The following is a 20,595-nucleotide window of genomic DNA, read 5'->3' as shown; positions in this document are numbered from 1 at the left end:
ATTGCGTATTAAATACCCTAAAAGATGACCTATCAAATATCTCAAGGTATCAAAATTAATGTGGAGACTTTTTTCCAGCCGGATCAAAGCAGCCCGATGGTAAATGAGTATTTATTTGCCTACCGGATCACTATTGAAAACCACAATCATTTTGTGGTGCGGCTACTTAGCCGGCACTGGCATATTTTCGACTCTAATGGAACAACCCAGGAAGTCAAAGGAGATGGGGTGGTGGGCGCCCAGCCTTATATAGAACCCGGAGCTGCTTATCAATATATCAGCGGCTGTAACCTGAATTCAGAAATGGGGCGTATGCATGGTGATTATCTGATGGAAAATCAGGATACTAAAATGCAGTTTACCGTGCCTATTCCGGCTTTTGACCTGATTACGCCATCCAAACTCAATTAAGCGGGCTGCAGCGCTAATAGGGCGTTCCTATGGTGGCCATTCCATCAAAGGGCTGTCATGGCTGTCAGTTCGGTTTTCTTTTCTACTAAAATGAGGGCAGAATCTAATTTTGTTCATGGAACTCGTACCTTACACACTAAAGGATGCTACATTAAAGGAATTGGGTAAGACACCTGCACCTCATAAAACACGTATACGCATTCGCCAAAACAGCTGGATAGCTAAAATGGCCTGTTGGTGCATTAAAGAAAAGGATGTAGCTTTTACTTTATTTAGGACCATTCATCTCTCTCACAGTACTCCCCGCGTATTTTTAAATAATCAAAGATGGGTCGCTCATGAATTGGCGCATGTCCGGCAGTTTGCCACTTATGGCAATGTAAAGTTTATTTTTATGTATCTGTCTGAAAGCTTCAGAAATGGGTATCATAATAATAAATGGGAAGTTGAAGCGAGAGCCAATGAAGACTCAGTAGATATTCTGCAGGATTATTATTTTGAATATACCTCTTAGCGGAAGCGTCTGCCTTTTTAAGCCTCCACAATCAGGGATGCCGGCTGACAGTAATAGTCAGGATTCGTTATCCTTAAACTCCATAAGCGGGCAGTTATATTTATCTGCCTATGATTTTTAATACTCATTGCTGAATGTTAGTCTGTGGCTGAGGCGTTATACAGCGGCAGACTGACATAAAATGTCGTACCTTTTCCAACCTCACTTTCGAACCAGATCTGTCCGCCTGCATTTTCTACGATACCCTTGCAGATGGCAAGACCAAGGCCCGTTCCGGAGGTCTTGGTCGTAAAATTAGGAACGAATATTTTGGCCGCTTCTTGTTGAGTGATTCCCATACCTTTGTCTGCCACAGTAACCATGACGTTTTTCTCAATTCTTTGTTCTTGGATCGTTACAGAAAATTGATCCATTTGTTCAGAAGCCTCCAGCGCATTTTTAATTAAATTGGTAAAGACTCTTCTAAGCTGAACTTTATCGGCCATTACGGTATTTTTTTCCTGAGACGCCCTGTAATTGACTTCAATGCCATCCTCTGTATTATATAGTAACAGTAAGGGGCGTATAATCTCTTCTATGGTAAAGGTTTCGGGCTTGGTATGATGGATATTGGCGAATTGAGAAAAGTCGCTGGCAATTTTTGCCAGCTGGTCAATTTGTTCAATCAGCATATCTGATACCCTTTTGGATAAGGAATGAATATCCGTACTGGGGTTTTGGGCGGAGCGTTGCAAAAACTGCAGGCTCAGCTTCATAGGAGTAAGCGGGTTTTTGATTTCATGAGCCACCTGTCTGGCCATTTCTTTCCAGGCCCCTTCTCTTTCGCTTCTGGCCAGCGCTCTGGCGCTCTCGCCGAGTTTGCGCACCATGATGTTATATTCCTGAACAAGATCGCCGATCTCATCATTACGGTCCCATTGAATCTCCTCGTTTTCAATACCGAGGTTGATTTTTCGCATGTCTTCTTTTATTACAGAAAAGGATTGTGTAATTCTAAAAGTCAATAAGCTGGCGACAGCTCCGGCCAGTAAGAATATCAGGGCATTTAAATTGATAATGGTGACCAGAAAGCTGGAAATTTCCTGATCCAGCTCATACTGAGAATTTAAGGCAGGGGTGTTTAAATAACCAAATACCTGTTTATTCTTTCCGTAAAGCGGTACGTAGATGCTTAAATATTTAAGTTTACCGATGGTTTCCTGCTGGAAAAATTTAATGCGGTGCCGCTGATGGAGCGCGTCAAATGCTTTCGGGTGCATTTTATTGGAGACGATATTCTCATTAAAGATATAAGGCTGAGAGGATGCCTCCAGATTACCGTTCCGGTCATAGAGGTTCACGTCCTGTTTATTGAGGTTTGCCAGTTCAATCACCCTTTGGGCTGCCAGGGTACTATTATAAAAAGCGTCCAGTTCATTGGGCGTCTGCATGGTGAGCGGAAGTTCCTGACCGAGGCTTTCTTCAATTTCTCCGGCCAGAATCTGGGTCGACTGCATCAGTTTATCTTTGTTGCTTTTATTAAAGCGACTGATAAAAAAGGAGATCGTAGATATACCAATGACAATAAAAGAGAACATGCTGATAAAAATCAGTGTCGCATGCACCTGGAATCGTATATTAAAATTCAGTCCGTTTTTAATCAGTTTCCACTTAAAACGGCTCTGGATAATGAACCCTGATATTTTAAGCAATACGATAACGACGACAAAGGAGGAAAACAGATAGGCAAACAAGGTAATGGTATTCAGTAAGTCACTGTTCTTTTCCGTGATGACCACCGTTGTATGATTGCCCGCATTATACCAGAGCTCTTTTACCTTAAAGCTATTGATTTGTTTGAACTCTCTTCGGGGAACCTGATAGGCACTTAGAGAGTCCGAGAATTCAAAATCCTTGCTGTTTGAGAAGATCTGCCGGTTTTTATAAACGGCGTACGAATAATTCTGAGGTATCTGCCCCGTCACGATAACCGGGTTATTCAACAGCTCCAGAGAAAGATTATTATTGACATATTTGCGGGGAGAAAGCACCACAAACATATAACCCATAATGGCTTGGTTATATACACTGGATATCTCCTTACGGTAGATATAATTAAAATTATCGGACTCCGAACCATGGATATACAGATCCGTTACATTGGTCGGCTTGGAATTGCTGACCAGGGCATTGAGCAGACTGAAGGAAGAGGAGTCCGCATTGTATAATGGCTCTCTGTTGGCATCAAAGGTATATATCCGGGTATTGAACTTGTTTAGAAACCCCGAAAAATTAGCCATGATCAGACTGTCTTTAACAAAGCGGTTGTCGCCATCATCGTAAAGCCTGTTGAAATTATCATTCCAGAAGAAGTTGGTGAAATTGCTAATGGCCATTTTAACCAGGTTTTCTCCTGCATTGTCGGCCTGCAAGGCCAGCGCCTCTGCATACCTTTTTTTCTCTTCCAGTCTTCTGTTATTGGAAAGTTGTAATATGGCCGTAAAGGTCATGGCAAAAAACATGACCCAGAACAGAAAATATCTGGATGCCACTAGAGGTCCGGGCAGGTCCTCCCACCGCACTTGCAGGATAAACAAGTATAGCACCATCCAGATTAAAGCCAGAATTTTGATGGTTACCAGGCCCGCACCATCTACGGTAATCAGGATCAGACCGCTGACCACGACAATAGCCATCCGTTCATATAGATTAAATCCTGCATTTAACGCCGGCAGATTTAAAAAATAGGAGAGGTTAAAAAAACTGAGAGTGATAAAAGTCAGAATCACAAAAGTGACGGCAGTATAGATGTTCAGATTAAAAAAGTCGGCTACATTGATCGGAATTTTGGAATCTCTGACCAGGCTGGTTACAATGCTCACCATATTCATGGTACATAGGGCAAACAGGAATAAGGCTGTGATTGCGATTACCTTGCTGTATTTTTTCACCAGCTGCTGATGTCCCTGCCCGACCTTTGTATGCCGGTATTTTATAAAAAATGTAATCCAAAAAAACAGTAATGTATTGATTAACAGATCCCCCAAGGAGGAATGCAACATGTTGGAAGCATAGATGATCGGACTGAAAAGCTCATAACTCCTGTAATTAAAAGGAATAGGCAGCCAGTAGGTCATAAACCTTAGCAGCACAACTGTTACCAACAGCCAGAACGCTCCTTTATAAAAACCCTTGATGAGCGTGATTTCATTAATAATCCCGTTGATAAAAATCAGGACAAATAAAATGCCCAGCAACTTGAAAATTAGCGAAGCCATGCTGGGATGCTGATCCGGATTCTGGGCGTACTTGCTGAGCTTAAACAGCTGCTGACCTTTGGAGTTATGGATGGACTCTCCGGCTCCGGTTCTGTCTATATAATACATCCCATCCAGATCGGGTGCATGGGCGAAACTGTTCCTGAAATATTTACTCTCAATAAAATAAGTCCATCTGATCGGGATCATCCCCACCACCAGATAACTTCCTTCCCTGGTTGGGATTGTTTTTTTCAGCATTTCAAACAGGCCATTATTGGCCCGGATAGGGTAGTAGCCATCCGGCAAATGTAAATCCTGCTGGCTGACATTCATATTAAAGGTATTCCAGTAGGTTTGCCGGGGAGGCAGGCTGTCACGTAAGGCATACACAAAAACACCATAATCCTTATCCAGCAGATTCAGCGAGGATTTATCTGCTTTTTCATCCAATAAGAGATTTAATGCGGCGGTAGTGGTGGTAATCCTTTCAAAATCCTGTTCCTGGCTGGCCAGGTAAGACTCAAAACTCTGCTTGACCTTTTCAGGGGAAGCATTAAAGGCCCAGTAGTTGCTTATCACAAAGGAGAGTGTAAACATCCATGCGGCTATAATAAGAGAATAGCCCTGCTTAAATATGGCTTTTCTGAGTGTGGTGATCATTTGATTTTGGTGCTGCCTAAGGAAGGCTTGGTCCGCCTGTTTATATTATTCTGTTTTTATATTTTTTACATTTTAGTGCACATCTGTTTTTCCTTTGCCGTTGATGGACTCCTGCTTTAACTGCTTTTTAGCCAGCTCCCATAACTGATCCAATGCTTCAAAACTCTGATCCTTATCCGTAATGGATTTGCCAGAGGCTGCAGCCAGCGCTTCCATCCGGTTAAAGCGAAGGATAAATTTCTGATTGCAGCTTTCCAGTGCTTTATCGGCATCTACCTTCAAAAAGCGTGCGTAATTAATTAAGGAGAAAAAAACATCTCCCAATTCTTCCTCGATATGAGCCTGGTCATAAGAAGCGGCCGCTTCTGAAAGCTCATTTAATTCTTCCAGTACCTTATTATAAACGCTAACCGTATCCCCATCAGGCCAGTCAAAGCCTGCCTGGCTGGCTTTTTCCTGTATCCTGGCAGCCTTAACCATGGAGGGCAGGCCCTTTGGCACGCCGCTTAATATCGAGGTCTTTTCTTTTTGCTGTTTAATTTGTTGCCAGTTTCGCTTTACCTCTTCGGCATCCCGGACTTGAATGTCTCCATAAATATGAGGATGGCGCCGGATCATTTTGTCGCTGATGCCATCCAGTACATCTTTCAAATTAAATTTACCTTCTTCTTTGCCGATTCTGGCATAAAAGAGCAGATGCAGCATAATATCGCCCAACTCTCCCTTTAAATCTGACCAGTTTTTTTCATCAATGGCCCCGGTCAGTTCATAGGTTTCTTCCAGCGTCATGGACCTGAGGGTATCTATTGTTTGCTCTCTGTCCCATGGACAGCCTTCTCTGAGTTCATCCATAATGGTGACCAGTCCCATAAAAGCTGCTTCCAGTCCTGTCTGCTGACTAATCCGGTGTTGCATATTCACCGGATGGGTATGCGTTGGAACCGAAAGGGGGCTTTCTGGATTTTCAGCCAGTTTTTCAGGCTGCTGATTTTTATTTTCTGTGCTGGAATTTGTCATACCGTTTACTTTTCAATTGTCTAAGCGGGAACTTATGGGTAAATACCGTTACCATTTAATGATTGATACACCTGACTGGTTTTACAGTCAAGTCAGGGCCTAAAAATACTGTACCTGTGGCAAAGCACCTAATGGTTATTGCTGCAGGGGGCATATAAAGATATTCAGCTGATTTTTTTAGCGCTTGACAGCTTTCCACCGGAAAGCGCCGCTTATAATTTGCATAGAGGGACAGCTGGCAAAGGCTTTTAAGGAAGAATATCAGGAGGGCTGATTTATCCAAAGCGGGGTATAAATCGCAAAAATCGACTTATTTACCGCTTAAATCTGAATTTTCACCGAAAAGACAGGTTTTTTAAAAAATTATATAAACAATTTATTATCAATATAATAGATGCTTTTTTCGACTATTTTGAGTTATTTTTTTGAAAAAAAGATTAAACAAATGTTTGATTGACTTAAACAATTGTTTAATTTTGCATTTCAAAAGCAAAAGAAAGGATTTTAGAGATGTCAGACAAAAAATCTCATATTATTAATGTAGCCATTGAGTTATTTTCCAAAAATGGTTTTGAAGGAACTTCCATGCGAGATCTGGCCAGTGCGGCCGGTGTGAATATCGCTATGATTAATTATTACTTCGGTAGTAAGGAAAAACTATTTGAAGCTATTGTGGAGGGAAGATCTGAAAAGGCGAGGAAAGAATTTGAAGAGTTGGCGCAGGATACCAGCCTGACGGCTATTCAGAAGATGGATCGCGTTATCGTGCTTCAGGTAAATAAAGTTCTGGAAAAAAGGCATTTTCATAAGGTACTTCAAAATGAGGTAATGCTCAATAAAAGACCGGAACTCAATACGGCCATTGGTAATATATTTAAAAAGAATGGCCTGATACTAAGAACCATCCTGGAAGAAGGGATTGAAAATGGGGAGTTTAATGAACAGGTTGATTTGGGACTGATTGTATCCACCATTATGGGAACCATCAACCATGTCTTTTTATCCCGGACCATTTGTAATCTGATTTTTGAGCAGGATGACACAGGCACGGATCCTTTTGAGAATCCAAAAAATAAAAAAAGGGTGATTGATCATTTAAAGGCTTTAATCCATGTTTACCTGCAGAAAAAGCAGGTAACGGATACTAAATAATGGATATCAGGCAGCCCCGGCAAATACAGATTGCTGAAGGCTAATGCATTTAATTAATTCCGATTACAGCTTTTAGGGAAATTACCCAATAAACGTATTGTAAAACACATTCTACATGAATCAAACATTTAAAAAGGCAGGGTATTTGTTTGCAGCCGTAAGCTTTCCTGCTCTTTTATGGGCACAACAACCAACAAAAAACCTAAGTTTAAACGAGGCCATTGAGCTGGGACTGGGGCATAGTAAAAAACTGATGCTCTCCGATGCAGCTATTGAACAGGCTGAGGCCAGTTTAACAGAGGCCAAGGATGCCAAGTTGCCGGACCTGAAGGTCAGCGGCGCCTATTTATACCTGGCTCAGCCTCATCTGAACATCAAACTGGATCTGGGCGGAAACAGTGATAGTGATGATGGTAGTTCCTCTGATGACGGTAGCAGTTCTTCCAGTGAAATGCCAAAGGTACACCAGGCCGTTTACGGAATGGTGAGCGCTTCTTTACCTCTTTATGCCGGCGGGAAAATTAATAACTCCATAAAAAGTGCGGAGTATATCACCAAGGCCACCAAGCTGGATGCAGAAAATGATAAAGAAGGCGTCGTTCAAAATATCATCAGTGCCTATTATAATCTGTATAAGGCCGATGCACAGCTTAAGCTGGTTAACGAAAACCTGCGGACGGCTGAACAAAGAGTCAGGGATTTTTCTAATCTGGAAGCCAATGGTATTATTGCCAGAAATGACCTGATGAAAGCAGAACTGCAACAAAGTGATATGGAATTAGCCGTTCTGGACGCCGAAAACAACCGTAAAATTACCAATTTTAATTTCAATCTGTTATTGGGATTGGAAGACAGTACGCAGATTATTATAGATACCAATGCCGTGGGCACTCCTGCACAGATAGAAGGGCTCGCTGATCTGGTTGGTATGGCTAAGTCTAACCGATTTGATTATCTGGCTACTGTGGAGCGCAGTCAGGCGGCGCTTTATAACACAAAAGTTGTCCAGGGCAATAAACTGCCCACGGTAGCACTTACGGGTGGATATATGGCCGCAGATATTCCTAATGCGCTGAGTGCCTATAATATTGTGAATGTCGGAGTAGGCGTAAGTTATGATTTGGGGGCTTTATATAAGAACAAATCAAAGGAAAGATCCGCCAAAACCCAGGAAAAGATTCTGGATATCCGCAGACAGCAGCTGGAGGATGATATCCAGACAGAGATCTTCCAGGCCTATAATGATTATAACCATCAGCTGAAAAGACTGGATGTGCTGCAAAAAGCCATCGAACAGGCAGAGGAAAACTACCGGATCGTGAAAAATAAATACGATAATGCGCTGGCAACCGCCACTGATCTTTTCGATGCAGACGTTGCTCAGTTACAGGCGCGTATTAATTATGCCAATGCCAAGGCCGACGCTGCCGTGGCCTATAATAAAATTTATGAGACGGTGGGTGTGCTGAATAAAAAGGTACACAATATCCATCAGGCTCAATAATTAAAATATAATATCCAACAAGTAATTAAACAATTATAACAATAATAAAGCGAGAAAAATGTCTCAGGAAAATAACACCACAAAACCCAAGAAAAAATCAAATGCCTTATTTGCGATCATTTTCTCCATATTGGTCGTAGCAGGTATTATTTACGGCGTCATGGCCTTCTTACATGCACAAAAGCATGAAGAAACCGATGATGCGCAGATTTCCAGCGATATCAGCCCGGTTATCCCGCATGTATCAGGTTATATCAAAGATGTTAAAGTAAAAGATCATCAATATGTTCATAAGGGCGATACCCTGGTGATACTCGATGACAGAGATTTCCAGATTGCGCTGGAAAATGCAGAAGCCGGTCTTGCGACCGCCCAAAGCGGCGTTAGTATAGCCAATGCAGGTATTGGCGTTACCGCCAGTAATATTGCCAGTTCCAGAACATCTATTGAAACAGTGGACGCACAAATCGAGTCTGCCAAGGTGAACCTTTGGAGAGCCAATAGTGACTTTGAACGCTATAGCAATCTGATTAAAGACCACACGATAACCCAGCAACAGTTCGAAGAGGCAAAAGCTACAAAAGAACTGGCTGAAAAACAGTTAGGTATTTTGCAGGCGCAAAGAAATGCTGCTGCTAAAAATGTAGCGGCTGTGGCCAGTCAGAAAAGCGTTTCCAGCAGTCAGGTTTCCAGTGCTGAAGCCAAAATCAAACAGGAACAGGCTGCCATTGATGCCGCTAAACTGAATTTATCCTATACGGTCATCACCGCATCTGTTGATGGTCAGGTTGGAACTGTAAACCTGCAACCTGGTCAGTTTGTTTCTGCCGGTCAGTCCTTATTTGAAGTAGTACCTAATCTGAAAAGATGGGTAGTTGCCAACTTTAAAGAAACGCAGATGACTAAAATCCGCAACGGTCAGGATGTGGAAATACATGTGGATGCGTATCCCGATTTGGATTTAAAAGGTAAAGTATCTTCCATTTCTCCGGCTACAGGGGCTAAGATGGCCTTATTGCCTCCCGATAATGCATCTGGTAACTTTATCAAAGTGGTTCAGCGTATCCCGGTCAGAATTGATTTGGTAGGCGTAAATGATGCCACCTTACAGATGCTGAGTTCAGGCATGAGTGTAGACGTAGATGTTCTGTTGACTTCCGCAGGCAATAGCGCTCCGGCTGCCACGCCTGCAGCCGGTACAGATACTGCTGGGACGGCAGCAAAATAAGGCAGCAGAATTAGGTAGTAAGAAAGTACGGTTATAGAAGTTCTGATGAGAGGAGAAGCTGTCATGGTTATCTGCTATTGCGGATTAAATGTTTAATTTCTCCGATAGCAGACAGGGCGGTGGCAGGGAGTGATTAAAGGAAAGGGAACGCGCCGAAAGGCGGTCGGGCTTTCTTTTAAACAGGCCAGTTATCCATACTCCATACTTTCTACGTAAGGCAGAAATAGGCGTAGCCCGGCTTAAAGGTGCAGATATTTTCTGAAAATTATTGAACATCCTTTATTGCATTGCGGTTCACCTTTTCTTTTAAAAGATGAAAAATTATAATGAGTAATACAACAACCTTAAATCAACAGGATTCTTTAGTAGAATACGGTGCCCGAAGGGTGGTCATTGTCATCACAGCTATCCTGTGCGCACTGCTGGAGATTGTGGATACCACGATCGTCAATGTGGCGCTCAATGATATGAAAGGTAACCTGGGTGCTACTTTAAGTGAGATTGGCTGGGTCATTACGGCTTACGCCATTGGTAATGTGATTATTATTCCTATGACCAGTTGGCTGAGCCAGCAATTTGGCAGAAGAAATTATTTTGCGGCTTCCGTTATCCTTTTTACGGTATGTTCTTTTTTCTGTGGTAATGCTACCTCGCTTTGGGAGCTGATTGTATTTAGGTTTTTACAAGGCGTGGGTGGTGGCGCCCTGCTCGTAACTTCCCAAACCATTATTACGGAAGTTTTTCCGATGGAAAAAAGAGGGATGGCGCAGGCTATTTACGGACTGGGTGTAATTGTGGGCCCGACCCTGGGACCTCCTTTAGGGGGCTATCTGGTGGAAACTTATAGTTGGCCCTATATCTTCTTCGTCAATATACCGATCGGGATTGCAGCGGCAATCATGACCCTGAAATTTGTACGCAGTCCTAAATACGGTCAGAAGAAAAAAGCGAGCGAAGTAGACTGGTTCGGGATTCTCTTTTTGATGGGAGCCGTGGGCTGTCTGCAGTTTGTGCTGGAAAAGGGGCAGGAGGAAGATTGGTTCAGTTCACATATCATTGTAATTTGTTCCATTATTTCAGCCGTCATGTTTTATTTCTTTATCTGGCGGGAGTCGGTAGCTAAAAACCCGATTGTAAACCTTAGGGTGCTTCGGGATAAAAACCTGGCTATCGGTACGATTTTAACCTTTATCCTGGGTTTCGGCCTGTATGGCTCTACTTTTATCATTCCATTATATCTGCAGAATATTCTGGGTTGGACCGCGTACCAGGCGGGACTGATTATGGTGCCATCAGCCGTGGTGACGGCTATTATGATGCCAATTATCGGGATGCTGATGCAAAAGGGCGTCAAACAACAGTTGTTGATCTCTTTGGGATTTATCCTGTTCTTTGTCTATAGTATGTGGGGCTATAAAATTATTACGCCCGATACAGGTTTTGAGGACTTTTTCTGGATGTTGATGCTCAGAGGTTTTGCCCTGAGTATGATTTTTATTCCGATTACCACACTGGCCTTGTCCACCTTGACAGGTAAGTCCATAGGAGAGGGAGCCTCTTTCACGGGGATGGCGCGTCAGTTAGGTGGTAGCTTCGGGGTCGCTTTGATTACGACTTTTATGACCAGACAGACCTTTGGCTATCGTACCGACATGGTGAGCAATACCGTCGGCTCAAGCGGCATATTCCAGCAACGATATAACGGGTTGGTCGCGATGTTCACCCAAAAAGGCATGGCTATTAACCAGGCAAAGCAGGCAGCATATGAAGCCATTGATGGTATGATTAATAAACAGGTCGCGATTCTTTCCTATATGGATGTATTTCTTTATATCGGAATGATGTTCTTAATCTGCGTACCTTTTGTACTGATGGTAAAAAACAAAAACAAGAAAGTAGATCTGAGCGCGGCAATGCACTAAGCATCTATCGTTAAATAAATATTTAGTCGGATTATCCTCACATTAAGCATTGAAGACGCATCTGTCTATGTAGCTGGCACCGTACAATTTATTGGTAGTCGCCGGTCATAGGCAGATGTTTTTTTGGGGGGATAATGGACGGATCAAAGTGGATGTATAGCGGCTTTTTTCAGTGGCATTATCTGCAAACAGGTGTAGGAGCGGATCCCGCTATAAAAATTGAGTAATCGTATAAATCAGTAGACCAACCAGTCCGCCCACGATGGTGCCGTTGATTCTGATAAACTGCAGGTCCTTGCCTACTTCCAGTTCTAATTTTTCACTTAGATCTTTTCCCTGCCAGTTGCCAACCGTACGGCTGATCAGCTCACCTACTCTGGCCCTGTTGCGTAGCGTTAAGCGGTAAGCATTGAGCCGGATCCAGTGATTGACTTTGCCGGCCATTTTAGGGTCATTTTTAAGATGGTCGGCCAGACTGACCAGCTGCCGGTCCAGGTATCTTGATAATTTAGTGGAACCTTCCAAAGCAGCGTCGTAGTTCATTTCCTGAAGCAGCATGTCTTTTAAATACTGCCAGGCCATCATGGCATAACCTTCCAGCTGAGTTTCTGAAAGCAGACCTGCTTTGAGTTGCTGTAGATCAGCTTCGAACTTCTCGCCGGTCTTCAGATCCGCGGAAAGGGTTCTCAGTCTGGATCTGAGTTCCTGGCGCAGCGGATGGTTAGCCGTTTGGTGGATCTCATGTATATAATTGGCAAGACCCACTGTAATGCGGTTGGCCAGCATATTATCCACAAAACCCGGGACTAGAAAACCGCTTTCCTTTTTTACCCTGTCCTTAACCAAATCTTCATTTTCCGAAATATAATGTTTGAGGTTATCAAGCAGATAATTTAATAACCGTTGATCCTGACCCTGGTCTAGCAGCAGGTCCAGACCGCCGCCTAGTGTCGGCCCCAGCTTTACCGTTTCGAGTAAATCCCGTCCCTTGTTTTTTAAAAAACGGGCAGCCGCCTGGTCATCGGTTTTTTCCAGCAGCTCCGCCGCCATTTTTAAGGCCTCAGCAATAAGCTGGACCCGGTTATTTTCGATGGCCAGGTAGTTGCCAGCCATGGTAGCCACATCTAATTTTTCAAAATAGGGACGCAGCGCCATCGGAGTAAGGAAGTTATCCACGACAAAGCCGCCCAGGTTATTACCGATAGTGGCCTTTTTTCTTTCAATCAGGTTCGTGTGCGGTATTTTAAGACCCATGGGATGATGAAAGAGTGCCGTCACCGCAAACCAGTCCGCCAGCGCCCCGACAACGCCCGCCTCGGCAAATGCCTTAACATAACCCATCCATGCCCCGGGCCGGTGCTTTAATAAATAGACCATGCACAGATATAACAGTGCCATACATACCAGGCAGATGGTGGCCAGGGTTTTATGCTTTTTTAACTGCCTTAACTTGGGCCGATCCGGATGGAGGGCTGCGTGCAGTTGTCCGGACGCTTCAGTGAAGCCATCCGCTTTATTGGCATTATCTGTAATCTTATTGTTTAATTCATTCATTGTTTCAGGTTGATCATGGTTAGCAGGTGCCTTTTTTAATAGCGATTCAACGCAAAGGACGCTGCTATTCAAATCAAGAGGTACAAATAACCATTTAAAAGGTAAAAATACACCAAATACTTTTATGTCTGACTTTAACCCCGGGATAATGAATACAAGACGATTTATAGCAGAAAGAACCGGCTGTTTTATCAGAAAGGAGCAGCAATAGGTAAGAAGGAAGGATCTATTTTGGCGGTACTCCAAAGGGGGGATATCCGGATAGACAGAAAGATAAAAGCCACTCATTGAGTGGCTTTTATGGCTAAAAATTAGCATATATGCGATTTGCAACAGTACATAAAATTACATACTGATTTTCTTTGCCAGGTTTTTAGGAACGGATTTTTTGTTGACCAGTAAAGAAGTGGTTTTATATTGTACATAGGCTTTGGATACATATAAGAAACCTTTATAGTCGTTCTTGGTACCCCAGGAGTTTTTAACGATATAAAATTCTTTGCCATCCTGATCTTTAGCCATACCTACAATATGCATTCCATGATCATCGGTGGTGGTGTAATCTTCCAGTCCTTGTTGACGGTTTTCCGGAGTGATCACCAGTTCAGTGCGGTCCCCATTATAAATAGCAGATTTTTCATCGCGGGTCAGTTTTTTGCCTTCCAGCTCTTCTGCATTTTTAGGTACAAAGGCGACCCCGTTCGGCCAGCTAAAATAAGGCTCAGATACGTCAGCGCCCCAGCCCACCGTATAACCGTTTTTAAGGGCATTGTCGATAACATCGGTCATATCTGTCGGGGTAATATTGTAATCCCATTGAAAAGCCCAGTTATCGGAAGCCATCATCATGGCTTTTTTATAATAAGGAGTAGAGGTCTGTGAGATAAATTCAATATAATTATCTGCATCCAGGTGAGCTACCTCTTTTGCAAAAGTCTCAGGTGTATACGTCTTGCCTTTATACTGGAAAGAAGCCGGAACGGCTCCCAGGCTGTCGTCCAGGATCTTTTTAAATTCTGCTCTCCAGGCTGCCGGATCGATCTGACCTTTGGTCGCTACAACAGAATCCAATAAAGCTTTCAGCTTTTTTTGCATGGGACCAAACTGGTTGATCTGTTTGCCGTTGACCAGACCAGTATAGTCTGATTCCGGAAGAGTACCGTATTTAGCGTACATATTGATCACATCATGGCCTTCTCCACCATCGCCCCAGCTCAGACCGCCTTGCATCAGCACATAGGCTTCCGCCTTTTCCATATAGGCATTACGTACGGTATAGATTTTAGACAGATGGACGGGAGCCTGACCGTTTTTAATCATTTCTGATTCCAGGAAGGAGTTCGCTGAATAACTCCAGCAGGTTCCTGAAGAACCCTGGTTTTCTACAGGTGTAGTAGACAGGTCAATTACATTTGTAAATTGAAATCCTTGCTTTGCCGCATCTGTTGCATTTTCACTCGCTTTTTTGACCAGATTCACCTGTGCAGTCGCCATAGATACAGTAACCAGGACTGCAAAAGCTGAAAGAAGCGTTCTTTTCATTGTTTCGTTTAATTGGTTTTAGAAATAATTGTTTTGTTCCTTTGCCTGGATACAAAGCGCTGCTTTGATTACATTGTACTGTAGGGCGCAGCTAAGCGGCTCAGATCTCTTTATCGCAAAAAAACGAACCCTGGCTAAATTTAACCGGGGTTAGGTTGCCAAAGATAGGCAGCACCAACCTGAATTCAAAAAATCTTTTGAACACGTGTTAGTTTATTAACAAGCTTTGGATAAGTATTAACGTAGGAAGTTTAAAAGGGTGCCGCGGAAGCAGAAAGAATCAAAGGGCTGTAGGATGGATTATAGGACGGTTATTTATATATCATTCATAAAATCAATGGATAATATATGTTTTGAAGTCTTGTTATTGCTTTTGACCGCTCAATGCGTCAAAATTCAGATCCATCAGTAAATATGGATGGCCCCTGGAGGTTTTGTTTGGATAACTAAAATGCCACCACTCTGTACTCAGCGGGCTAAAGCCTCCTGCTTCCATAAATTTTTTAAGCAGTGCCCGGTTTTTAATGATACTATCTGGAAGGTTTTGATAACCCTGGTGGGCCTTGCTGGTAAAATTGTCAAATTCCGTAGGCATGGGAACCGCCTTGCCTGTCTGGAGACTATATAAACTCAGATCAACTGAGATACCCTTGTTATGCCCGCTGCCATGTTTAGGGTCGGCGGCATAACGATTATCAGGTACCACCTGCCACATCTTTTCCGTTACATTATAGGGTCTATAGGCATCATAGATCAGCAGACCATAGCCTAAGGGCCGCAACTGTTGCGCTATTTTTTGTAAGGCCAGTGCCGCAGGCTTTCTTAGATAAGCTCTTGGACGCTGATAGAGAATCGTATGCGTAAAATTATTTTTCGTAGCATACACGAAATCAGTTTTTAAATCGGGAATCAGGCTGTCTAGGGGCATCAGCGCCAGGTCCGAATCCATTTTAATGCGCGTCTGGTAGCCACTCCAATCTTTAATTAGTTGAAGGCCATATTTATTTATTTTGTATGTTTGGGCATTTAAGGGATGCAGGGGAATAGATAATGTCATGATAATCAGTGAAATTACCGTTTTTGAAAAAGTCGTAGTCTTTTGATAAGCCAGGCAGGTAAGACGGATGTGTTTGGCACATTTTTTAATAATAGTGGCCGGTTTTGAATCATAAGGATGGGGTATTTCCTTAAGTCGGTACATGGGCTTTAAAAGAAATAAATACATACGGTTATAATATGAAAAACAAATGGACACTATGGACGGTGATTCCTTTAATTTTATATTGGCTTGAAAAACAGAATTAATATTCAGATTAAAGATAAACATTAATTTGACAAAGGCAGCTAAAGAGAAGATGACCACCCTTCATTCTTGTTGATGCCCTATATCAAAGTTGTAGTTATACTTAAATTCGCATGACCAGAAAACGAAGCAATTCTCTTATCTGCCCTGCAAAAAAGGCGCAATCTTTAAATAAGATCCTCACGCAATTCAAAAAGATGTATAGGGGTTTTAATTTTTGTGTGCCAGCGACTTATAACGATATGGACTGTATTGAGATGAAGGCCCAGTGCGTCCGGCTCTCTGGCAGGGCATTTGTTTTTGGTTTACTGTTCGCTGGTCTTGGTTTACTGGTTCCGGTTGGTTCATCTAAACTGTATGCCCAGTCTGTCAGTAAATCCATCCGGGTTACCAAAACAGATGATGGCAGAAAAATGGTTTACGGGAAGGCAACGCATTACAGCCGGAGTCTGGAGGGGACAAAAACGGCCATCGGAACCCGCTATCATAATGATAAGTATACGGCTGCCAGTAATTTTTTTAAGCTCCGCACCTGGGTTAAGGTAACCAGGTTATCCAATGGCCGTTCGGTTACGGTCTTTATTAATGACAGGATGCATCCCAACATGGCCAGTAAAGGAAGGGTGATTGACCTGTCCATCGCTGCGGCACAGTCCATACATTTTCTGAGTGGTGCCGGCATTACCCGGGTTAAGGTAGAGGAAGTACCGAAGCCTGAGATAACGGAACCGCTCAAAAGCAATCAAAGTGCTCCTGAGTCCGAGATCAGTGAATATGACCGGTAAATTCCTTTTCAGCCAACAGTAAGTCCATTTAGATGATTATTTGTTAAAGTCGTCCCCATTATAAAGAAAGCCGAGTCCGCATGTAAGGTTATTCAGATGATATGATATAATTTTGGAATCCTTGGGAAATATCCTGAATTTAGCGCTCCTGAATGGTGCCAGGTGGTAAAGCTGGTTCAGGTTCGAAAAAAACAAAAAAGTAATGCTCGTTAAAAAATACATGGTTTTGCCTTTATTTATCCTGGCAGCAGCCTGCGGCAATAGTGGCAGTTCTGATTCAAACAATAACAATAATAGTGCGGATAACGGCAGTGGCAACGCCGCTGCGGCAGATTATACGGTTGTAAAAGTCTTTGCGCATGATCCGACTGCATTTACGGAAGGGTTTTATCTAAAAGGAGATACCGCCTATGAAAGTGCAGGCGAGCCCAATAAAAGCCGGCTTTTCAGTTATGATTTAGCGACCGGGAAGGTTTACCAGGAAGTAAAATTAGGCAAGGATGATTTTGGCGAAGGCATCAGTGAACTGAACGGGAAAATTTATCAGATGACCTGGCAGCAGCATGTGGTGTATGTATATGACGCGACGACCTTTAAAAAAACAGGACAGCTGACCTGGCCTAATGAAGGCTGGGGGATGACCACAGACGGTCAGCAGCTGATTATTAGTGATGGCAGCAGCCATATCTATTATATCAATCCCGCAGATTTTTCAATTATTAAGACGCTTAATATTCAAAATGATTACGGTCCGCTTTCCCAGATTAATGAGCTCGAGTATGTAGATGGTTTTATTTATGCCAATGTCTGGCAGACGGATAATATCGTAAAAATTGATCCGGCGACCAGTAAGGTGGTGGCCACCTTTGATTTATCCGATATCCGGAAGAAAAACGGTTTCCAGCAAAATAAAGATGATGTGCTCAACGGGATCGCCTTTAATAAAGCCACGGGCAATTTTGTGATTACCGGTAAAAACTGGGATCATAGCTTTGAGGTGAAATTTGCGGATACATCAAATAAATAGTACACGTTACGTTATAAAGGGCATAAGCATATTAATTGACCTGCCATCAATAAAGAGTTTGTATTTAACCTACTGATTATAATTGTTTTACAATAATCAATTATAATTTTTATTTATGAATCGAATGGATTTTGACTTTCCAGTATCACCTAGAGAACAGTTTGTCTTTAACAAGATTGCAGCCACCGCTGACGAACTGGGGATGGAGGTCTACCTGATTGGTGGTTATGTAAGAGATAAGTTGCTGGGGCGGCCAACCAAAGATATCGATATCATGACGGTGGGCGACGGTTTGGACCTGGCCCGGCAAATTGCAGAAAGATTCCACCCGAAGCCTCCGGTTTCTTTATTTAAAACCTATGGTACGGCGCAAATTAAATTACCTGACCTGGAATTAGAGTTTGTAGGCGCCAGAAAAGAGAGCTACCAGGAAAACAGCCGTAAACCGGAAGTGGAGAAAGGGAACCTACAAGATGATCTGGATCGCCGTGATTTTACCATTAACACTTTGTATACCAGACTGAGTCTTAAAGATCCGTCAGCGGGGCAGGTTCAGGATCCCTTTAATGGGTTGACGGATTTGAAATTTAAGATTATCCGAACACCCCTGGAGCCGGCTCATACTTTTAGTGATGACCCTTTAAGGATGCTCAGGGCCATCCGGTTTGCGACCCAGCTTCAATTTACGATTGAAGAATCGAGTCTCAGCGGAATTAAAAAAGAAAAGGACAGAATTAAGATTGTTTCAAAAGAACGAATAGCTGATGAGCTCAATAAGATCATGATGGCCAAAAAGCCGTCCATTGGTTGGGATTTGCTTTTCCAGACAGGCTTATTAGATTTGTTCTTCCCGCAGCTTAGCGCCATGGCAGGGGCGGAGAATCTGGACGGAATAGGACATAAGGATAATTTTTATCATAGCATTCAGGTTTTAGATAATATCGTACCGCATACGAAAGATCTATGGCTGCGATGGGCAGCCCTGCTTCATGATATTGGCAAGCCAGCCACCAAGCGCTTTGAAAAAGGGCATGGCTGGACTTTCCACGGACATGAACTGGTCGGCGCTAAAATGATCCCGAAGATTTTTGGGCAGCTGAAGCTCCCCTTAAATGAAAAGATGCGTTACGTTCAGAAACTGGTGGGCCTGCATATGCGGCCTGTTAGCCTGACCAAAGAAAATATTACAGACAGTGCAATCAGAAGGTTACTCTTTGATGCTGCGGAGCAGACCGACGATTTAATGACGCTTTGTGAGGCAGATATCACCAGTAAGAATGTGATGAAGGTGAAGCGTTTCAAGGCAAATTTTGAGCTGGTGCGTCAAAGAATGATTGAGGTTGAACAGGCCGATCAGATGCGCAACTGGCAACCGCCGATCTCAGGAGATTTGATCATGCAGACCTTTGGTATCTCGCCCAGTCGCGAAGTGGGCATCATAAAAGATCATATTAGAGAATCTATTATTGAAGGAATCATTGCCGGCAATTTTGAGGCAGCCTATCAGTTAATGCTGGATAAGGGACGGGAAATCGGTCTTGAGCTCAGCGGAGATCCGCAGCAACAGGATAAAATAAAGGCGCAGGCAAAAGCGCAATTAGAAGCTGCTATGCAGGAGTCGGCACATAAGGATCAGCCGTCTTCCGGATCCCAGGCGGATGCAAACGGGCCCTTATAGCCTGGCCAGGGATAGGGATGCGGGCAGCAACTTTTTCGGCCGGTTTTTTGATACAAGCTATGAGAATACCGGAACGCTTAATTATTGTTTATCTGGCGGGAAGCAGACTACAGCTATTTTTTTTTATCTTAGTCTTAATATCGTTCTTCCATTTTATATTCGCAGTTTTTTGGCGCAGTTTTTCATCAAATTGACTATTTAAAATCATTTTATGGCCGTATTGAAGTTCAGGGTTTATGTAGAAGAAGATAATGGTATTTACCGGGATATTGTCATTAAGACTTCTCAGGTATTTCTGGAGTTGCATGCCTGTATTTTGAAGGCGTACGGATTTGACAACAAGCATCAGGCGACATTTTACAGAAGTAATGAAAACTGGCAAAGAGGCCGGCAGATTTCTTTGGAAAAATATGACATCCCTTATAAGGTCGAGCCCTTGATTATGTCTGAAACCCAGATTAGTACAGAGATTAAAAATACCAATCAGCATTTTATCTATGAGTACGATTTTGATAAAAACTGGATTTTTTTAATTGAGTTGATTGGGGTGAATAAGGATGCTGATTCCAGAAAGGAATATCCTTACATCAGCAGAACAGAAGGGGTGGGCCCGCAACAATATGGTAATAAAAATATACTCTCTGATCAGTTTATGGATATTGAGGAGAAATATGATCTGGAAAAAGGCGCGGATGGTTATGAAAATGAAGGGGAGGATCCGGACGAACAGCAGGATGATGACCAGGCGGACGGCTCAGATGATTACGCAGAGGAGTTGTAGGTAAATAATAAGCGTTAGTTATGGCTTGTAAATTGATTATCAATTAATAATGTTAGTTGTTGAATTTAATCAGGCGATATGGATAATCAGAGGCCGGCTAAAAAAAGCATCTGATAATTATTTATCCGGTTATTGATGAGCATTTTTGAAACTATGAGGGGGCTGAATCCCCTTAATATAAGGAATTTAAAGACCGGAAATGGTAGTTTTTTGCCGTTTACCGGTCTTTTTTAGAGGGATTGCCTAAAAAATACAACTGTTTAACCAAATTTTTTTTC

General features: G+C 42.8%; 15 protein-coding genes. 10 read left to right on the top strand and 5 right to left on the bottom strand.

The features are described 5' to 3' along the window. The first annotated feature begins 24 nt into the window (after positions 1-24). Positions 25-411 (top strand): Co2+/Mg2+ efflux protein ApaG, encoded by a 387-nt coding sequence (gene apaG / locus BLU80_RS10195; protein ID WP_091397599.1) that lies wholly within the window; start codon positions 25-27, stop codon positions 409-411. Between the two features lie 115 nt (positions 412-526). Continuing rightward, on the top strand, positions 527-925 hold the full coding sequence (locus BLU80_RS10190) for an eCIS core domain-containing protein (RefSeq protein WP_139188126.1): 399 nt from the start codon (positions 527-529) through the stop codon (positions 923-925). A gap of 137 nt (positions 926-1,062) precedes the next feature. Here BLU80_RS10190 and BLU80_RS10185 read toward each other — a convergent pair whose 3' ends face one another. Together BLU80_RS10185 and mazG are read right to left on the bottom strand one after the other, a co-directional pair. Continuing rightward, positions 1,063-4,824, bottom strand: coding sequence for a sensor histidine kinase (locus BLU80_RS10185; RefSeq protein WP_091397596.1), 3,762 nt, complete (start codon positions 4,822-4,824; stop codon positions 1,063-1,065). 72 nt (positions 4,825-4,896) lie between these two features. Next, the gene (gene mazG / locus BLU80_RS10180; protein WP_244518865.1) at positions 4,897-5,841 is read right to left on the bottom strand and encodes a nucleoside triphosphate pyrophosphohydrolase; all 945 of its coding nucleotides are present in this window, start codon (positions 5,839-5,841) and stop codon (positions 4,897-4,899) included. A 510-nt stretch (positions 5,842-6,351) separates the two neighbouring features. Between mazG and BLU80_RS10175 the strand changes: the two genes are divergently transcribed. The 4 genes from BLU80_RS10175 to BLU80_RS10155 all read left to right on the top strand — a co-directional run bounded on the left by BLU80_RS10175 (position 6,352) and on the right by BLU80_RS10155 (position 11,647). Next, on the top strand, positions 6,352-6,993 hold the full coding sequence (locus tag BLU80_RS10175; RefSeq protein WP_091397594.1) for a TetR/AcrR family transcriptional regulator: 642 nt from the start codon (positions 6,352-6,354) through the stop codon (positions 6,991-6,993). A gap of 115 nt (positions 6,994-7,108) precedes the next feature. Further along, on the top strand, positions 7,109-8,497 hold the full coding sequence (locus BLU80_RS10170) for a TolC family protein (RefSeq protein ID WP_091397591.1): 1,389 nt from the start codon (positions 7,109-7,111) through the stop codon (positions 8,495-8,497). 58 nt (positions 8,498-8,555) lie between these two features. After that, complete coding sequence (locus tag BLU80_RS10165; RefSeq protein WP_091397588.1) at positions 8,556-9,725, top strand: HlyD family secretion protein; 1,170 nt, start codon at positions 8,556-8,558, stop codon at positions 9,723-9,725. 326 nt (positions 9,726-10,051) lie between these two features. Beyond that, positions 10,052-11,647 carry a DHA2 family efflux MFS transporter permease subunit gene (locus BLU80_RS10155; protein ID WP_091397580.1) on the top strand — a complete coding sequence of 532 codons (1,596 nt, stop codon included), beginning with the start codon at positions 10,052-10,054 and terminating at the stop codon, positions 11,645-11,647. A gap of 210 nt (positions 11,648-11,857) precedes the next feature. On the opposite strand, the gene BLU80_RS10150 is transcribed toward BLU80_RS10155, so the two are convergent. The 3 genes from BLU80_RS10150 to BLU80_RS10140 form a co-directional block, all read right to left on the bottom strand. Continuing rightward, positions 11,858-13,489: a DUF445 domain-containing protein gene (locus BLU80_RS10150; protein ID WP_170831202.1), complete on the bottom strand. Its 1,632-nt coding sequence runs from the start codon at positions 13,487-13,489 to the stop codon at positions 11,858-11,860. Between the two features lie 57 nt (positions 13,490-13,546). Then, positions 13,547-14,743, bottom strand: a complete 1,197-nt coding sequence (locus BLU80_RS10145) for a C1 family peptidase (protein WP_091397574.1) — start codon at positions 14,741-14,743, stop codon at positions 13,547-13,549. Between the two features lie 364 nt (positions 14,744-15,107). Beyond that, the gene (locus BLU80_RS10140; protein WP_170831201.1) at positions 15,108-15,968 is read right to left on the bottom strand and encodes a M15 family metallopeptidase; all 861 of its coding nucleotides are present in this window, start codon (positions 15,966-15,968) and stop codon (positions 15,108-15,110) included. Positions 15,969-16,159: 191 nt separating this feature from the next. On the opposite strand from BLU80_RS10140, the gene BLU80_RS10135 reads away from it, so the two are divergent. The 4 genes from BLU80_RS10135 (at position 16,160) to BLU80_RS10110 (ending at position 20,317) form a co-directional block, all read left to right on the top strand. Next, positions 16,160-16,831 carry a septal ring lytic transglycosylase RlpA family protein gene (locus tag BLU80_RS10135; RefSeq protein WP_091397566.1) on the top strand — a complete coding sequence of 224 codons (672 nt, stop codon included), beginning with the start codon at positions 16,160-16,162 and terminating at the stop codon, positions 16,829-16,831. 202 nt (positions 16,832-17,033) lie between these two features. Next, positions 17,034-17,858, top strand: coding sequence for a glutaminyl-peptide cyclotransferase (locus tag BLU80_RS10125; protein ID WP_091397558.1), 825 nt, complete (start codon positions 17,034-17,036; stop codon positions 17,856-17,858). A gap of 115 nt (positions 17,859-17,973) precedes the next feature. Further along, positions 17,974-19,536: a CCA tRNA nucleotidyltransferase gene (locus tag BLU80_RS10120; protein ID WP_091397555.1), complete on the top strand. Its 1,563-nt coding sequence runs from the start codon at positions 17,974-17,976 to the stop codon at positions 19,534-19,536. Positions 19,537-19,747: 211 nt separating this feature from the next. Then, positions 19,748-20,317: an IS1096 element passenger TnpR family protein gene (locus BLU80_RS10110; protein ID WP_091397549.1), complete on the top strand. Its 570-nt coding sequence runs from the start codon at positions 19,748-19,750 to the stop codon at positions 20,315-20,317. The last annotated feature ends 278 nt before the right edge of the window (positions 20,318-20,595 follow it).

The organism is Arachidicoccus rhizosphaerae, from assembly GCF_900107765.1.
In the GTDB taxonomy this organism is placed as follows: Bacteria; Bacteroidota; Bacteroidia; order Chitinophagales; family Chitinophagaceae; genus Arachidicoccus; species Arachidicoccus rhizosphaerae.
This window is presented reverse-complemented; position numbering and strand designations above follow the sequence as displayed.

Coding starts and splice junctions, on each gene's coding strand:
- apaG (WP_091397599.1), top strand. CDS start 25: ATGACCTATCAAATATCTCAAGGTATCAAAATTAATGTGGAGACTTTT.
- BLU80_RS10190 (WP_139188126.1), top strand. CDS start 527: ATGGAACTCGTACCTTACACACTAAAGGATGCTACATTAAAGGAATTG.
- BLU80_RS10185 (WP_091397596.1), bottom strand. CDS start 4,824: ATGATCACCACACTCAGAAAAGCCATATTTAAGCAGGGCTATTCTCTT.
- mazG (WP_244518865.1), bottom strand. CDS start 5,841: ATGACAAATTCCAGCACAGAAAATAAAAATCAGCAGCCTGAAAAACTG.
- BLU80_RS10175 (WP_091397594.1), top strand. CDS start 6,352: ATGTCAGACAAAAAATCTCATATTATTAATGTAGCCATTGAGTTATTT.
- BLU80_RS10170 (WP_091397591.1), top strand. CDS start 7,109: ATGAATCAAACATTTAAAAAGGCAGGGTATTTGTTTGCAGCCGTAAGC.
- BLU80_RS10165 (WP_091397588.1), top strand. CDS start 8,556: ATGTCTCAGGAAAATAACACCACAAAACCCAAGAAAAAATCAAATGCC.
- BLU80_RS10155 (WP_091397580.1), top strand. CDS start 10,052: ATGAGTAATACAACAACCTTAAATCAACAGGATTCTTTAGTAGAATAC.
- BLU80_RS10150 (WP_170831202.1), bottom strand. CDS start 13,489: ATGAGTGGCTTTTATCTTTCTGTCTATCCGGATATCCCCCCTTTGGAG.
- BLU80_RS10145 (WP_091397574.1), bottom strand. CDS start 14,743: ATGAAAAGAACGCTTCTTTCAGCTTTTGCAGTCCTGGTTACTGTATCT.
- BLU80_RS10140 (WP_170831201.1), bottom strand. CDS start 15,968: ATGTATTTATTTCTTTTAAAGCCCATGTACCGACTTAAGGAAATACCC.
- BLU80_RS10135 (WP_091397566.1), top strand. CDS start 16,160: ATGACCAGAAAACGAAGCAATTCTCTTATCTGCCCTGCAAAAAAGGCG.
- BLU80_RS10125 (WP_091397558.1), top strand. CDS start 17,034: ATGCTCGTTAAAAAATACATGGTTTTGCCTTTATTTATCCTGGCAGCA.
- BLU80_RS10120 (WP_091397555.1), top strand. CDS start 17,974: ATGAATCGAATGGATTTTGACTTTCCAGTATCACCTAGAGAACAGTTT.
- BLU80_RS10110 (WP_091397549.1), top strand. CDS start 19,748: ATGGCCGTATTGAAGTTCAGGGTTTATGTAGAAGAAGATAATGGTATT.